This window comes from Bacillus sp. FSL M7-1020 (genome assembly GCF_038050415.1).
Lineage (GTDB): Bacteria > Bacillota > Bacilli > Bacillales > Bacillaceae_G > Bacillus_A > Bacillus_A toyonensis.
In genome coordinates this window covers 232,930-250,837 of the sequence record NZ_JBBOTW010000003.1, presented here as the reverse complement: position 1 = coordinate 250,837, position 17,908 = coordinate 232,930, and the positions used below count along the sequence as shown (strand labels likewise).

Below are 17,908 nucleotides of genomic sequence, written 5' to 3'. Positions count from 1 at the left end.
TATTTAATTCGGCATAACTTACTTCTTAAACAATTGGCTAAACTATGATTCTACCAGCTGAGTGGAAGCAATGGCCTGTTGTTATTCATAAATCTTGTTCAATAGTATTTGATTAATTTGTTCTAATTTGTCTAAGTGCTTTAAAAATTAAAAACTTCGTACTCATTGATTTCACTATTTAAAATGTATAGTAACTTGTTTCATACACTGTCTTAACAACTGATTTCATTATACAATTGTCTTCTTCCCCCTCTTCCACTATTGTACAATCTACATTTTGCTCCAACATCTGTCCTACTACTTTTAACAACTCTTGAAATCTTTCATCCTAACTATTATTTGGTAAAGTAAAATTAACGAGACGAAATTTCATTTTAATATATTTATAGATTTCACTTTTCTTAAACAGGATTTATTTACTGTAAGTATCAACAAAATAATATGAAATTTTTTCTTTCAATATATTTTAACCACAAGTATCCTTGTCAAAATAATAAACGCCTATATCTATTGCCCCTCTCCCTATATACATCTAAATTTCATATCGAATTACAAGTGTATATTATTCAAAATTCTGGTCCATACTAATATACATAAAACCTAAAACTGAGTTTTTTATAGCTATGTCTATTTAATATTTAAACAATACATCTAATCTCTGAATAACCCTCATTATTTTTCACTTTTACAAATAACCTTATTTGAGATTCAAAACACAATAAATAATATCTAGTATCTTTTTAATTTTCAAGTAATACATACTATGCAAGCTTTTATACAAACATAAAACGCTACTTTAACGCATAGCGTTCACATATAAATAAAGTTTTTTGTTTGCTTTTTAGGCATTTGTAATAAAAAAATAGTACTTAATTGCTAATTCTATTAATGAAAGCTTTGATTCTATTACAAATATCTAGTAAAATTCTTATATCAGCAACAAACTTCTAATATTAATAGTTAGTTTTAAATTAATTTCCTGCTTACATTAATGTTGTATAAATACTTGTTCACTTCCAATAATGAACGCTATTAGAACGAATAGCGTTTATTATTGAAAAAACATTAACGCTAGATGTATAGATTGACTTAATATATAAGTATGTATACAAACAAACTGATATGAGTACAAATAATTAGGTGGCTGCCTATAAAACTTTTACTCTTAAAGGAAAGATCTTTTCAAGAACGAATCAATATCTTACACACAAATAATGGAGGTGTGAAGTTTGGAATATGGATATTTTGCACAAGAAGTAGCAAAACAACTAGATATAAACACCAATACACTTCGCAGATGGTCAATTGAATTAGAAAAAATGGAATATATATTTGAAAGAAATGAGCGTAATCAACGAATTTACTATGAGAATGATATAGATATCTTAAAGCAAATGAAAGAATACTTAAATCAAAACTGGAAACTAGAAGAAGCTGCAACAAGAAGCATGGAAAATACTGAAGAAAACGTTGAGAAAACGGATAGCGTTCACGAGGAAAATGAAGTTCAAGTAACGCTCAGAAAACGTTCAGAAACAGATATTTTAATGATTCAAGAAAAATTTTCTTACATGTTTGAGCAGCAAGATAAAATTGTACAGCAAAACCAAGATATTATTAAATTATTATTACAGGAACGCTCAGAAAAAGAAGACAAGGATTTACAGATTCAGTTATTACAAGAAAAACTGGATAAAGCAATTGAACTATTGAATGAAGATCGCCAAGAACAGCAAGATAACACCAAAAAAACGTTCATTCAACGTTTTTTTGGTAGGAATTAAATCAGATATACTTTTTTATCCAATACATATCTAATTGAGTAAAAAAAAAAGCGGTAGCTACCGCTTTTTTTTTTACTCATCCTCACAACATGAATACGTAGTCTTATAAAAAATTTTTATAATATGTTTTTTATTTCTTGTTTAATATTGAGAATGTACTTTTATATAACTTTTGTTACTTACTATAACTAAAATAAACAGCCCGTAATAATTGCATGAATTCATGAACATGATGCGAGTATACGGGCTGATTACTTACATAAACTTTCTAGTGAAATCTTCAAAAAGCACGATGTCATTGGTAAAGAATACATACGATCTAGTGGCATGCCAAAAATAGAAAGCTTACAAAAGCTCTTGGTCACAATTACAAACACTCTTGGCATATAAAGCAAAGTGGTATGGCAAACAATTAGCTGTATTATCTAAAACATTTGCTTCACGTCAATTATGTTCCAATTGTAACTAGAAAAACAAAGATGCTAAAAATCTAACCATTCTTGAGTGGGATTGTCCTTATTGTGGCACACATCATGATAGAGATGTAACACAGTGCTCAACCTTAGAAATGAAGCAATTCCTCTTTTAACCGTAGGAACTATGAGGATGGCCTACTAAATTAGAAAGCGTTAGGCTTTTGTACTTAGGGATCCCTCACTTAAAACGCTCCGGAAGATGTTAAGTACTGAGTGGTTCAACATATTTTGCTTACATGAATTCCAAGATGACCACAATTGCATATCTTATTGGACCTTTCTTATGGATTACAAAAAACACTCTATATTTCTAATATCAACATGTTAATCCTATTTCCTAAAATTACTTAAGTGTTTTCTTTGACGATTTTTAGGGAGTTTTGACTAATCCTCTAATTCCTCAACTACATATTAAACCCATATATGAAACTGCATGTTTTTCTAGTATTCTTTAATTCATTTTGCCAGACTAGATTTTTATTTACATTGTCATCAATTGCTACATTCATTATTACTAGATCCTATGCTTTCACCATTTACAAAACGTTAAATTAACGTTTGTAAGCGCTCATCTCGTTTTTTCTTATTGAATTAAACTACTTGCCATCTAATATCCTTACAGATCGTTTCGGATTCAAAACACTAAACACACATTCTCTAATTTGTTAGGCCGCTATCACATCGTTCCATGGCCTTTTAGACAAATCACATCGCTCTTATAATTTAAATCTTTGCTACTAAGATATGTGCCATATGAAGAACACGCCCATTAATGTCTATGTTTTTGTAATCATACTTCGAACATCTTCAGCTAACATCAACAACTTTTTTTCATACCACTTCGCTTTAAATACTTCATGACATATAGCATTATGAAACTCTATGCTTCATTTAGTCAAGATCGTTATTATAACGTTCATTTATTATTACAACATAGAAACCTACAACTTTATTATTGAGCTATTAATTGATACACTTGTTATCATTTTTATATATTGCTTTAGCATAAATTGCATCCTTTGAACAACTCGGAATATTGATATTAAAGAGATAGACGCTGAAATAACGGATAGCGTTCACATTAGAAATCACTAAAATAACACTCGACAACATTTAAGTAGAAGACAATTTCAGCACAACCACAACTACATATTTTTTTGTCCTTTTTTACTGATTCAAAAAATACTCCATATATCTCCAGCCTACTTTAATATATTTGTCAGATTGTATTTGTTATATGAAGTGTAACATTCAATTAAGATAAATCTTAAGATCTGTAATAATAAAACCGCATTATACAATCGCCGCATTCATTATTACTAATTCATACGCGTTATAAACACTGTTAAATAAAACATATCTATCTTAAAATCATATAATACGTTTAGATGTAAATATATCTTAACGTATTATATTAATGAAGGGGATTTCTTGTAAACGCTATGCGTTCACATTTCACAAAGCGTTAAATTAACGTTTCTCAAGCGCTCATCAATTTATTTCTTCCTATTATATTAAACATCTTGCGCCTTAAACAGTCTGTAAGAATGTTTAAGGCGCAAGATCCACTAAGTGAACTTCTTAATTTGTTAGGTGACTATTCTCGTAATTCCTATGCTTTATAAATGAACTACTTCGTTTTATGATTTAAACTTGTGCTAATACCTTTGTAATAATGTGTGTTATAAGAAGGACACTCTCATTAACATCTATAACACAGCAAAACCTAGGCCATTTTTTAAAATATGCCCTTGGAAGATTATACTTTGCTTCTTGCAAATTAATTCCTGTTTAAAGAATTTAATACGATATATTTTTACTTCATTTAGTTGGAATTGTTGTTATAACATTCAGTACAAATTATAGAACACCTTATATATTTTAGTTTGCTTTTATCATTTAAATACTTATTTTATTAATTGATATGCCTGTTATGAGTAACGCACTTTATACAACTCTTAACGCTGTAGTTAAAGGATTAGTCGGTGAAATAACGGACAGCGTTCACATAGAAATTAACACTAAAATAACACTTCGATAACGTTTGAATTGTACAAGAATCCTGATCCCTTAAAATATTCACTTAACCTTTATAGATTAAAGTTAGAAGTTAGAATTAATAATTTAAATTTGTAACGTCCTCGATTTGGTGACATCATTTAAAAACATAGTTGCTTTAAAGTAGTATTCATATTAAATGGGTCGCAACATTGTTAAGTGGGTGTAGTTCAATATTAATAGTATTGTCATATTAAATACTCCTATACAAAAAAATAGGTAGTAGTGTTAATAATATATTTCGATAGCGACATGACCGTTTTTATAACGTTCATGAACCCCGCAATTTATGATAGAAATTTCAACTACATCCGTAAATCCATATTATATTTTTTTTATAACTATATTGTAAAGCTGCGAAATGAAATAAATAGATTTGTTTTTTTAGTTAATCCTAGATTAATATATCTATTATGATATATACCTAAAAGTAAGAAATTTATTCGAAAAACCTCTAAAATGAGTGATTAGAAACACGAAATCAGATACAACTATAACTTTCTCCTCATTCCATTTCGCTTTGAGTTTCAACATTACTGAAAATTGTATCTAAGATTCTTCAAAAATTATTGGCTTCTTTATGCTACATATGCCAGTTTTCAGAATCCTTCGTTCTTCTGAAAAGAGTGCGCCTTGCTTTTGCTAGATAGTTTCTACTGTCCGAACGAATTTAGTTTTTTTATAACTAGAAAAATTCTTTAATTCCTAATCACATATCATTTCCAACAGAAGTACAAACTTTCATTAATTCTTTTATGTACCGTCTAACAATTCTACTAAATCATGATCTTCGCAAACTACGTTCTACTATAGATATTTTTGCTTGATCATCTACTATAACGATATTTCCATTTGTTTGTTTCTTGTGGAAGATTTTATTTTGTTTGGACTAGAGTCATTCATTTCAAAAAAACATATGCTTACGTCTACCGTACTTCTCTCCGAACTTAGGTTGATATTCCACATCTTCATATGTTTAAGAAAAGAATCTTCTTTTAAATTGCAATCATATTATCTCTTAGCCGAAGTTTCTGCTTTACCCATCAAAAACATCGAATTAATAACTATATAAATATGCCACTAAAAATTGCTTTAAGAACGCGCCAACATCAAATAACAACGCCTAAATAACACTTCTAAAACGTTCATAAAATAAAAATTTTGCATTTGCTTCAACTTAAGAATCTTAAATATATACTCCAAGAAGAATATAAGATGATATAAAATTTTTGTTAAAGAACTTGGTATCTCACCATACAAATTTAGAGTTAATTTCAAAAATAAAACAAGAGCAGTAAAGGTCATTCATTTTCTATTTAAACTTCTTACTTTTAAACTTTAAACCAGTATTCCCGCGATTGGTATAATTGATTCTCCGTGAACGCTATGCGTTCACGGAGAATCAATTACTACATTCCCACTAAAAAGCAGTAAAAGAATGTAAACCGAACAACACCTTAGATATATACCCGATCCCAATTCTTATTATATTTGTTACTTCAGAAAGAAGTTTTACTTTTAAAAGTATGTTACAAATGGATACCCTAAAAACACCTTTCTACATAGTTTTATATTGCCACTATGATCTAAGTAAGTATGTAGAAACTACTTTGATATCTATGTCATTATTTATATAGAAATATCTCAATTGAAATTATTTACAACATATACCAAACTACTTTTTTAAATATTGAACTCAAAAATTAAATTTATAGATTTTATCATTTCGCAAACTATTTTCTCTTTAAATTCTACTTTAAATACTGCTATTACAGTGTTTAACGCTTTAAAAACGCCTTGTGTTCATCTGCTAAGTTCGCCAGATAAACACCATAATAACGTTTGTTTAGCAAATATATATGAATCTGTAATTAATCCTGTTCAATTTTTATATTCAAATCAAATTTCATAGATTCTCTATTCTTTTAAAGGAGTGCTACAGATACAAATAGAACATATACAACAAAAATACATACTCAAGGTATTTTTTGTCATAGATATCATCAAAATAGCCAAAAACAAACTTATTTAATAATGATCCCCATTTAAAACCGTCTTTAAATGCGTTATTACACCCAAAAACATCTAATCTTATAATCTAAGTTCCTTTATTAGCTATTTGTTTATAAAAAACATTGGAATTGTTGATTTGAAGGGGTTTAACGCATTAAAAACGCATAGCGTTCACACAATATTAAACACCGAAATAACACTTTTATAACGTTTATTTGGCTAACCATTCTTACTATTTAAGTATGTATAAGTCATATTCGCAATTAATCTTATTTGCATTCTAATTTTCTTTCTCTCGATTAAAATGTATACCTCATTCCGCTAGATATCCTCTAAATTCCCGAAATATATCATCAATAGTCCATCCATAAATTACAGAAATAAATTGATATTTCAAAAGACATCTTCGACAAACGTATCCCTCCTGAAAATAACACATTAGATATATCTTAAACATATTTAAAATATATCTAATATATATAAAAATATCACAATCACCCAAAATTAACTTAAATATTTCAACTTAATATCTAATATATATCTAAAATATATTCATTTTATATTTTTGTTATATTTTTTCTTCATAAACCTTATAAAAGTCTTGTTGCTATAGGTTTTATAGGTTATAATATATTTATTAGATATAAATTAGAAATAAAATTCCTAGAGGTGATGTATAATGGCAAGTTTAAAAGGCAAAACTCTTCATATAGACATAGAAGGTGATATTGGGAACGATTCGTTTAAAGGTTACATCAATGGTGAATACATAAAAATGAAAAATGTATATCAAAGTGTTTACTCAATGCCTAATGTTACTGAGACAAACATCCAAAAAAACGTAGTTAATTTAGTAGATAATATGTTCGTGAATATTGCTAGTAAATCAATTCGAAGATCTGGAATGTATTTCATTGGTAATCGTGCGATGTTAACAGGGAAAAACCCTAAAAACATGAACATTAAAGTAGGTCAAAAATACAATGATGATTTACCACTAATTAATATGCTAGGATTAATTGCAAACAAATCAGTTCAACTTGAATGGGAACGCACAGAACAACTACCACAATCAATCAATGTGACTGTTGACCTTATTTCAGCTATCCCAGCAAGCCAATGGACACCCGTAAACGCTAAACATTTAGAACAACGTTTTACTAATTCGAATCATGTTGTAGTGGTTTATGTAGGAGAAGAGCAGGTAACGGTTAGCTTAACATTTAATAGTGCAAACATTACACAAGAGGGTGTTCCACCGTTATTTGCAATTCTTGAAGGGGAAGAGGAGATGTTTACTGATTTCACTAAACTATATGCAAAAAAACTTGAAATCAAAAAAATTGACGGCTCTTTCTTTAAAAACAAAAAGATTTTACATTCTGATATTGGGGACGGAACAACTGAGTATATCTACACAGTGGGCGTGAATCCAGTAATTGATGCTTGTAGCGGTGAAAGACGCGGTGTCGGTCATGCTACAGAAGAAGCTGTAAAATTATTAAATCAAGAACGTGGCACAAACATTAAACGCCAACAGTTCTCTCAAATTCTTCAAGATATAGATCATAAATACCATGAAGAGGCAACAACACACTTTAATATTACAAAAGTAGAACAAGCAGAACTAATCCTAGAAGATACAGATGAAAAATATGTAAACAATACAGCCAGTGAAGCTGAAGTTTTATGTGTGTATGGTGGGGGAAGTATTACTTTTAAAGATGAATTGTATAATCAATTATTAGAGTATTGTGAGCGAGTTGGAATGTACTTATTGTGGATTCCGGAGAAATACGCTGTAGATATGAATGCTAAGGGGATGCAAATTATCAAGAAAATTCTTTCTCGAAAAAAGGTGAAATAGTATGTCCGACAAAAAAAGAGAGTCCTTCTTCTGGAACCTCAAGAAGATTGAGAATGAAGAATTCTTTAAATGGTTCGAGTCACAAAGTAATATAGCCGATTCTTTATATAAACTTGTATGCTATTTTATTGATAAACACGGATTACAAGACGTGGCTGATTATAAGATACAGCAACAAATGCAAAAAGAAATTTTACTTCAAGATAAAGACTTTTTAAATGATGTTAAGCGTATACTATTAAACAATTCAAATCTTACTATTCAAAAAGAAAACCAAGCAAATGAAAAAGAGTCAGCAGATCAAAATAAGATTGTTTCATCTCTTGAAAAAAATTCTACTTCTAAAGATTCACATATAGAAAATGAATCAACAACTGAAAAAGCGGTACTAAAAGATGAATATGAAGACCTGGATACAGCCAATTTATTTGGTAACTAGCGTTACGCATCCATGATAAAAAAGAGTCCCTATTTTAGGGACTCTTTTTTATCATGGATGCAAGTTTTTTCTACATCTTATCAATAATAGTTTGTCTTTTATACCACTGATTTAATTTATCTTTAGCCGTGCCTGAAAGGCGTTTTGTTTTCTTATTATAGAACCTAGAAAGGGTAGGTTGTGATATACCTATTTCTTTTGACAGATCTCGCATTGTAATATTTTTATTCACATGGAAGAATGATATTTTTTCTCTAATTGAATTTTCATACTCATCAACATCTAAATTGTTATTTTCTATTTTCACAGGAGACTCTTCTTGTATGATATCTACTGTTTTTTTCTTCACTATTTTTTCTATTGAATTCATTAATTCTTTCGGCGGTAAAATTATTATACCTAACTGAGCATAATAGTTCTTAAACCAATTCTTCTTTGTTAACATTTCCTCTTTTAAATCTTCACTGTACTCCCAATGTGATATTACCTTTTCCTTCTCTAAATCAATAAGAACATTTTCTAACTGTTCACGAATACGATTTGGCTTTTGATTTTGATTTACACCCATGACTGCCAGTAATCCCTTATCTCCGCCTATAGAGTAAGGCCTTTTTAAACTAGAGAACATTTGACGAATTCTCCATTGCCAAGTTAAATAACGAATCAATCTCTTATGATATTTATGTCTATAACTATTATATTCCAACGCTTTTTTTGATAACAGTGCCGTTGTACTACTAGAACCATATAAATAACTTGATAAGAAGCTCCCTGGCTTAATCCTGCAAGATTCTATCCCCATATATTCGTTAGTGTTATTATCTCTCCAGAGTACCACAGAATCTAATACAAAAAGCCTCTTAATAACTTCTCGCTTTACTTCATAATGTTTACCTGCTTCAGCTCGATCATTTAATACAACTACCTCATTATCATCATTTAAATAGATAAAAATACTTGCTAAGGCAGCGATACGTTTAGCAACCTTTATTTTATCTTCGGCTCGATAATATTCTGTGTTATTTGCCTTTGCTTTAGGTATGCTACACATTTCTAATACCTGATTATATGAAAAGTCTATGAATTCATCAGGGGACTTTGCCTCATTTAACCATTGGATAGTAATTGCATCTAGACAGTCAGCAGTTAAATCATCCATATTACTCATTACACCATCAACCAATGTATTCCAACGGGCGGCTTCTTCAATATTTATTAATCTTAAATCTTCATCTTTATGTGAAGAAAGTTGCGCAACTCCACTACTATCTTTCGTTTCAATTGGATAAGATTTCAACTTTGTATTTTCATCTTCTTCAAATTGATTCTTTGCTATACCATCTCTTAATTTATAATAAACCGCAGAATTATTTACTTCATAATAATTCTCGTGCTCTAAACCCTTATTAGATTCCTTTGGTTGCTGCAAGGTTTCATTGTTAGCTCTTGAAAACTCTTGCTCCACAAATAATCCTATCGCCACATCAATTTCAATTTGGTAAGTTTCTATGTTAGTGAATATTTCCAAAGAGGAGATTCCCTTTTTTTGCTGCTGTTCAAGCCACTGTACAAGCATTGAAAATGATGGGGAAAAATAGTCCGAAGTTACAATCCTACTAGTATCTTCTTTAACTTCTAAGTAATAAGCATTCCATTTATACCACAATTGTTCATTATGTTTATAGATAGGTGCTGATATTACTAATGCATCTTTAAACAATTGTAGAACATTATCCATATACATCCTTCTCCTTATTTAATTTACACTTGAGAATGATTTAAACTTAAATCTATATAGCCTTATGATGTTCCTATTCATGAAAATAAAAAAGAATACAGTAAGTTCTATCCAACCATCCCTTAGTGATAATCTAGCACGTATGCTTATAACCACCTCTTTTACTGATTATACAAGACTGTATCCATTTGGAAAAGGTAAGACGTTATATGAAACCCAATATTTTTCAAGGGATTAGCTGAAACATGAAATTCTTTTGCGATATCATGTCCCTTTTGACTAAACATGAAAAAGCTAGGTTATTCATGTCTTAACAGTTTCGCTGTATATATGGTAAAACTCATTAAATTTTGCATACAAAGTGAAAATTTATAGCGGTATCATGTCCCTTTTAATTAAAACATGAAAAAAATCCAGCCTTAAATGTTTCATGAAATTAAACTATATATTTTTTGGTAACCCTTTCTATCCTTGATACAAAAGGGTTTCTTCTATATTCAAGGTATGAAACAAGAAAATTTATAGCGGTATCATGTCCCTTTCTTGTTTCATAAATCCGCTTAAATCCCTTATATACCATACATTTGTACAACACCTTCACAAATTTCAGGGAATTATAGAACATGAAAATTCATAGCGGTATCATGTCCCTTTCTATCTGAAAAGATGAAACACTCCTAGCGGTATCACGTTCCTTTTATTAACACCAAATTTCATAAAAATCCCTTTAATATCAATGTTTATTAACGATTTTCATTTAAATTCTAATAAATAGAAATATGAAAATCCACAGCCCTATCATGTCCCTTATATTTTTGTGAAAATAAGCTTCCAATCCCATTAGACCAACGTTTATTAGCATTTTACAGCTCATGTTCTTGTTTATTCAGAACATGAAAATCCATAGTGATATCATGTCCATAAAAAAAATAGAACAAAACTTGAAACCCCTTGATATGAAAGGGATTAACGTACATTTCATTTTTTCATGTTTGCTCTTAAAGGGGCCCATTTCATCAAATTTTGATTTGCTATAATTAAAATCGGTATATTTTATATTGTACGGATATGTATATTTTAATTTGTATAGGAGGTGAAAAAGATGAGCAAATCATTTGTTATTCGTAATCAACGTAGTCTAAATGGACAATCTACTAATGCAGTTATAGTTACATTAAAATCTTGGCAAGCACTTGTTGATGCATTGGAAGGAAAATACTATAGCTATAAAGATACATACCTTGAAGATATTATTAATCAAATGTCGTATGAAGAACGTATTGCGGATATCGATGGATTTGTCGCACAAGCAAAGCCATCTTTTTCACGTCATACTATTTCAAAGACAATGGGAAGAAAACATAAATTGTATGGTATTACAAATGCAGATCTTGAAGTATTTCTTTACCTACATAAAAAATGCTATACGAATGGTATTATTCCAAACGTAACAGTACATATGCTTTGGGAAGACTATAAGCAATACAAAGAAGAATTGGCATGTATACAGCATTCTCAATTCTATATTGCATTAAAAAAATTAAGCCTACATAACATTATTACAATAGAAAATGAATTAGATAGTCGATACACAATTAAAATAACTCATTTTATGAATGAAGAAACAGAAAAAGCAAATCCTTATGTATACATTAGTCCTGTAGTCTTTACAAAGGCTTTCTTTGAACTTTCAGTAGCATCTAAGAAGCTATTCTTAGATATTGCTATGCAACAGCATAGAGAAACTACATTAAAACGTTCTTTAGACAAACAGGATGAAAGGGGTAATAAGACTCACTTTGGTGGGATGTACCGCTTTTTACATAAGAAGTATCCACATCAAATTCGTGCAGTTATGAAAGAATTAACCACTGTATTGTCTTGTACAGGGACTCCACTATTCAAAATCTGTAAACTACAAAAAGGGGTTCAAAACAAGAAAAAATACACGACTTTATTTTTATCTATTCATTCAGACTTCTTATGTGGAAAAGAATCAGGAGAACTACAGTATCGTGATCCTTTTACTCCAAAGGTTACGTATGCACGTAAAGCTCGTTTTATTGAATCTACACTACAAGAAATGCATATTGGTGAATTTACACGAGACATGAATAAATTTATTCATGTTCTTAAAAATACCTGTCATCGACAAATTCGTAGTGTAATACATAGTTTGCGTGACATGATTGATCGCACTGAAAAATATCCAAGTAAGTTAGTATATACGCTAAAAAAATTACTAAATCAAACATCACAGTATCATATTCTTGATACTGCAGCTAAAGAAGGGATTTATCCTCTTATTACACAGTACGTCCCAGCAAAACAAAAAGAACAAGCTATATTTGATTTCGGATTGCATTTCTCTATGTACTCTCGCCGAAGTATTAAGAAGCTGTTCCGTAAAACATTTGAGTTATTAAATTACAAATTTGCCGTACCTGTTACAGAGGAATCTTACCATCGTAATTATCTAAGATATCAAGAAGAGACATTATTTAGAAAATACGCTTATGAACAAGGTGCAAATCTAAATGCTTATATGGCTTTAGAAATAGAAATGCGTGAACTTCTAAAAGTAAAAGGACATAAAGAACGCTTTATTCCTAGTGATGTACGTGAATTGTTCATTGAAAAGATAGATAAATTACCAAAAGAAAAGCTACGGGTAATTGAAGTACCTGGTAGCATAAATTTAATTACCTTTATACGTGCCTTAGAACAGCTGATACGTGCTGGAATTCAAGTAACATCAACTGAACAGGTATTAAAAGTAATGGAAGAACTGTAATCATTTTTAGCTCTCTATATTTGAAAAAAATCAAAGTAGAGGGCTATTCGTGTTGCCTCTATCATTCAAAGCCTTTCTATTAGACACATTTATATACTTTTCTACAAGATTCTATTGAAAATAGAATCTTTTTTTATGCACTTCTATACAATAAATGTTATTCATCATTCTTAATTTCCACAATAGTAACTTAAAAATACATCCAATTCCTATACAAATAGAGAACTTACTCTACATAAAATCATAAGAAAAAGTATATTTTGAGTGGATATGTTTATAAAAAAGATCATTTGTGAATAAATGTATCGTACTATTGTTGCTATATAAGGATTCTATAAGTAAGTCTACTAAAATTCATCAAGTTTTATGTGATTAAATATGAATAACTGAATTAAGTGGATTAAATAATAATTAATGTGTATAGATTGTGTACAGATGACTACAAATTGGGGACAAATATTGAGAATATCTTCTTATTTACAATCGAATAAATATACTAGTTTTTGTATTATTTTTCTTCACTTTTTATGTAGGAATAGTGATATTATTTTATGATTTTATGTAGAAAGGATAGTACGACAAAGTCTATTTTTACACTCCCATTACATACCATTTATGATTTTTTACAGTAGGGCATGTTAAAAACATTGTCATAGCAAGCTTTATTCTATATTTTATGAACCTATATAAGTTTTATCTTTATATTTTTAATATATATAAGATATATATTTATATAAGATTTTAAGATAAGGGGGAATATTTCAGATAGGATGGGGACAACAAATATATTTTTTAATAAAAAAATTATTTGTATTATATATACTATTATTTTTAGAATTTATTAATAAAAAGTTTTAGCCACTATACACATTGAATAATAATAGATAAATTACATATAAGTGTTAAATATTTTCTTTAGTAGAATTACCACAACAAAGAGATATACGTACTAAAACGAATTAATATCTCTTTACCAGGAGATGAATTACTGTTGCCTTAGGAAATTAATAGTTATAAACTTATAGGCAAAGTCGAGATCATAGCTATAAGTTTGTAAAATAGATTATATATTTATTATACTTTATTTAATTTTTTATACATGAATAGGAGTGATATGTATGCAACTAAAAAATGTAACACCTATGGGATTAAATGATGAGGTGTTCAAAACAATTATTAATAAAACTGAAAATACATTTCCAACATTTTTTTTTATTAATCCATCAGGTAGTGTTGTCATACCAAAATATTTGAACAAGGATATATGTATGTATGCTGTTTTTGGTGAAACAATGGTTATAATTGATAATGAAATCGAGATATTAAGGCATCAACAAATATTGTATTTCAATGCTGAGGTATACATTGAATTGAGAAATAATACTACTGAGAATGTAATTGTATATATTGATTGTGTAAATAAGTAATTATTGATTAGAATCATTATAAATATTTGTGAAATGCTTCACAAAAAATACACAAAAATAATTAGTCATTTCATGTATAGTAGGAGTAGTTGAAAATTTCGCATTATTATTTGTGAAATACTTCACATGATTTGAGCTTTTCTTAATATGCAAGACAAAAACAATAAGTTCCAACATTTTGAATCTATTTTTATAGTGATCTGGAGGCTTTAATATGACAAACAAGACAGATGAAAAAGAAGTACAAGCAATGGTCAACGTAGGAATTAAAGATGAAAATGAAGTACAGGAAGTTGTTAATAGTTTAGTTGAAAATGGAAAAGAAGCACTAAAAGCGCTAGAATCTTATACGCAAGAGCAAGTAGATCATATTGTTCATGAAATGGCACTATCTGGATTAGATCAACATATGCCATTAGCAAAAATGGCGGTTGAGGAAACTGGTCGAGGTGTGTATGAGGATAAATGTACAAAAAATATATTTGCGACTGAATATATTTGGCATAGCATAAAAAAAGATAAGACTGTAGGAATTATCCATGAAGATCCACATGAAGAAGTAATTGAAATTGCCGAACCTGTGGGTGTAGTTGCTGGTGTGACACCAGTAACGAATCCTACTTCAACTACTATGTTTAAAGCAATTATTGCAATGAAAACAAGAAACCCAATTATATTTGCTTTTCATCCATCTGCTCAGAAATGCTCTGTTGCAGCAGCTAAAATTTTAAGAGATGCTGCAATTAAGGCAGGGGCACCGGAGAATTGTATTCAATGGATCGAAAAACCTTCTGTTGAGGCAACAAAAAGATTAATGAACCATGAGGGGGTTGCACTTGTTCTTGCAACTGGAGGCGCTGGAATGGTCAAATCAGCATATTCTACAGGGAAACCGGCCTTAGGAGTAGGACCTGGGAATGTACCTTGTTATTTAGAGAAATCAGCACATGTAAAACGAGCTGTAAATGATTTAATCTTATCAAAAACATTTGATAATGGTATGATTTGTGCCTCTGAGCAAGCAATCATTGTAGATAAAGAAATCTATAATGGTGTAAAAAAAGAAATGCAAGATAACAACTGTTATTTTGTTACAGAAGAAGAGAGAATAAAATTAGAGAAGCTTGTTATTAATGAAAATACATGTGCGGTAAATAGTGATATCGTTGGGAAATCAGCACACTATATTGCATCATTAGTAGGGATTAAGGTACCAGAGGATACAAAAATACTTGTAGCTGAAATTAAGGGCGTAGGTGCAGAATATCCACTATCACGTGAAAAATTGAGTCCAGTATTAGCTTGTATCAAATCAAATTCACGTGAGGAAGGATTTAAATACTGTGAGGAAATGTTAAATCTGGGTGGCTTAGGGCATTCAGCGGTTATCCATTCCACAAATAAAGAAGTACAAAAACAATTTGGATTAAGAATGAAAGCTTGTCGTCTTATTGTAAACTCACCGTCATCTCAAGGTGGAATTGGTGATATTTATAACGCATTTATTCCATCTTTAACTTTAGGATGTGGATCATACGGTAAGAATTCTGTTTCTCAAAACGTAACAGCTACACATTTAATAAATGTAAAGCGTTTGGCAAATAGAAAAAATAACATGCAATGGTTCAAATTACCCCCAAAGGTTTTTTTTGAAAAACATGCGACACAGTATTTAGCTAAGATGCCAAACATTTCACGAGCATTCATTGTAACGGATCCAGGAATGGTAGAACTAGGATATGTCGATACAGTTACACATTACTTACAACAACATTTAAATGATGTAAAAGTAGGTGTTTTCTCAGAGGTAGAACCAGATCCATCAGATGAAACTGTTTTCAAGGGTGCTGAGATGATGAGAAGTTTCAAACCTGATGTAATTATTGCATTGGGCGGAGGTTCAGCAATGGATGCAGCAAAAGGAATGTGGCTATTTTATGAATACCCAGAAACAAAATTCTTTGGAATTAAACAAAAGTTTTTAGATATTAGAAAACGTACATGTAAATTTCCAACACTAGGGCAAAAAGCACAATTTGTTGCGATTCCAACAACATCAGGAACGGGTTCAGAAGTAACACCATTCGCGGTTATTACAGATAAAAAAAATAATATAAAATATCCACTTGCTGATTATGAATTAACACCAAATGTAGCGATTATTGATCCACAGTTTGTAATGACAGTGCCACCTCATGTAACAGCAGATACTGGTATGGATGTGTTAACACATGCGGTTGAAGCATATGTGTCTATTATGGCAAATGACTATACAGATGGATTGGCCTTAAAAGCTATTGATCTAGTATTTAAATATTTACCAAGAGCATATAAAAATGGAAATGATGAAGAAGCGCGTGAGAAAATGCATAATGCTTCTGCAATTGCAGGTATGGCTTTTGCAAATGCATTTCTTGGTATTAATCATAGTTTGGCGCATAAGCTTGGACCAGAATTTCACATTCCACATGGACGCGCTAACGCAATCTTAATGCCGCATGTAATTCGATATAATGCTATTAAGCCGAGAAAACATGCATTGTTCCCAAAATATGAGCATTTTGTGGCAGATGAACGTTATGCACATATTGCAAGAACATTGGGGCTGCCAGCAAGTACAGTAGAAGAAGGTGTGGAATCTCTTGTACAAGCAATTATTAGCCTTGGAAAAGAATTGAATATTAATATGAGCATTGCAGGACAAGGGGTAAAACAAGAGGCATTTGAAAATGTTGTGGATGTCTTATCGGAAAGAGCATTTGAAGATCAATGTACACCAGCAAATCCGAAACTCCCATTAATTTCAGAATTAAAAGAAGTATATAAACAAGCATATAAAGGTGTGTAATAAGTTAAGTAGATATAACTTTTTTAGTTCATAGATTTTGTATTTGATATTTGTAAATTTATTGTATATGGGTGTTAAGGGGAAATAAATCTTATAAACAGTTGTGTTCTAAATAGAACATCTAACAAAAATGCTGCCTAGATGACCTGTATGTAGGTAAGAAGGGAGTGTACAAAAACTATGTCTAATTGTAAGAAGTTAGATCAAGTAACTGAAAAAAAAGGTGAATTAATATCGCTTGTTAAGCAGTATGGATTCAACCATGAAAAGGTACTTTGTTATAGTAGAGAATTAGATTTATTACTATATGATTTGATGAAATCTAATAGAAATAATAAATAAATTAATTTTATATAAAAAAGAAATTAAATATAAATATTTTAGATATATTTTAAATAAAAAGCGCTCTCCTATTTATAGGGGAGCGCTTTTTTATCTCGATTTCATCTATTTTGGTGAGGATT

At 30.1% G+C, this 17,908-nt stretch carries 8 protein-coding genes and 1 pseudogene; 8 read left to right on the top strand and 1 reads right to left on the bottom strand.

Translation table 11 applies throughout. The features are described 5' to 3' along the window. The first annotated feature begins 1,229 nt into the window (after positions 1 to 1,229). The 4 genes and pseudogenes from MHB70_RS29795 (at position 1,230) to MHB70_RS29780 (ending at position 8,637) form a co-directional block, all read left to right on the top strand. Positions 1,230 to 1,784: a MerR family transcriptional regulator gene (locus MHB70_RS29795; RefSeq protein WP_061529998.1), complete on the top strand. Its 555-nt coding sequence runs from the start codon at positions 1,230 to 1,232 to the stop codon at positions 1,782 to 1,784. Positions 1,785 to 2,003: 219 nt separating this feature from the next. Beyond that, positions 2,004 to 2,402: pseudogene (locus MHB70_RS29790) on the top strand (RNA-guided endonuclease TnpB family protein); the annotation flags it as partial. Between the two features lie 4,608 nt (positions 2,403 to 7,010). Continuing rightward, on the top strand, positions 7,011 to 8,198 hold the full coding sequence (locus MHB70_RS29785) for a ParM/StbA family protein (protein ID WP_000157618.1): 1,188 nt from the start codon (positions 7,011 to 7,013) through the stop codon (positions 8,196 to 8,198). 1 nt (position 8,199) lies between these two features. Continuing rightward, entirely contained in the window at positions 8,200 to 8,637 is a 438-nt protein-coding gene (locus MHB70_RS29780) for a hypothetical protein (RefSeq protein ID WP_061529997.1), read from the top strand. Between the two features lie 70 nt (positions 8,638 to 8,707). On the opposite strand, the gene MHB70_RS29775 is transcribed toward MHB70_RS29780, so the two are convergent. Continuing rightward, the gene (locus MHB70_RS29775; RefSeq protein ID WP_061529996.1) at positions 8,708 to 10,375 is read right to left on the bottom strand and encodes a helix-turn-helix domain-containing protein; all 1,668 of its coding nucleotides are present in this window, start codon (positions 10,373 to 10,375) and stop codon (positions 8,708 to 8,710) included. A gap of 1,102 nt (positions 10,376 to 11,477) precedes the next feature. Here MHB70_RS29775 and MHB70_RS29770 point away from each other — a divergent pair. From MHB70_RS29770 to MHB70_RS29755, 4 genes are all read left to right on the top strand, one after another. Beyond that, positions 11,478 to 13,169 (top strand): hypothetical protein, encoded by a 1,692-nt coding sequence (locus tag MHB70_RS29770; RefSeq protein WP_061529995.1) that lies wholly within the window; start codon positions 11,478 to 11,480, stop codon positions 13,167 to 13,169. Between the two features lie 1,118 nt (positions 13,170 to 14,287). Further along, positions 14,288 to 14,596 carry a hypothetical protein gene (locus MHB70_RS29765; RefSeq protein WP_001176242.1) on the top strand — a complete coding sequence of 103 codons (309 nt, stop codon included), beginning with the start codon at positions 14,288 to 14,290 and terminating at the stop codon, positions 14,594 to 14,596. Positions 14,597 to 14,846: 250 nt separating this feature from the next. Further along, positions 14,847 to 17,444, top strand: a complete 2,598-nt coding sequence (gene adhE, locus MHB70_RS29760) for a bifunctional acetaldehyde-CoA/alcohol dehydrogenase (protein WP_080451850.1) — start codon at positions 14,847 to 14,849, stop codon at positions 17,442 to 17,444. A 180-nt stretch (positions 17,445 to 17,624) separates the two neighbouring features. Beyond that, positions 17,625 to 17,786 (top strand): aspartyl-phosphate phosphatase Spo0E family protein, encoded by a 162-nt coding sequence (locus tag MHB70_RS29755; protein WP_061529993.1) that lies wholly within the window; start codon positions 17,625 to 17,627, stop codon positions 17,784 to 17,786. Positions 17,787 to 17,908: the final 122 nt, after the last annotated feature.

Coding starts and splice junctions, on each gene's coding strand:
- MHB70_RS29785 (WP_000157618.1), top strand. CDS start 7,011: ATGGCAAGTTTAAAAGGCAAAACTCTTCATATAGACATAGAAGGTGAT.
- MHB70_RS29780 (WP_061529997.1), top strand. CDS start 8,200: ATGTCCGACAAAAAAAGAGAGTCCTTCTTCTGGAACCTCAAGAAGATT.
- MHB70_RS29775 (WP_061529996.1), bottom strand. CDS start 10,375: ATGGATAATGTTCTACAATTGTTTAAAGATGCATTAGTAATATCAGCA.
- MHB70_RS29770 (WP_061529995.1), top strand. CDS start 11,478: ATGAGCAAATCATTTGTTATTCGTAATCAACGTAGTCTAAATGGACAA.
- MHB70_RS29765 (WP_001176242.1), top strand. CDS start 14,288: ATGCAACTAAAAAATGTAACACCTATGGGATTAAATGATGAGGTGTTC.
- adhE (WP_080451850.1), top strand. CDS start 14,847: ATGGTCAACGTAGGAATTAAAGATGAAAATGAAGTACAGGAAGTTGTT.
- MHB70_RS29755 (WP_061529993.1), top strand. CDS start 17,625: ATGTCTAATTGTAAGAAGTTAGATCAAGTAACTGAAAAAAAAGGTGAA.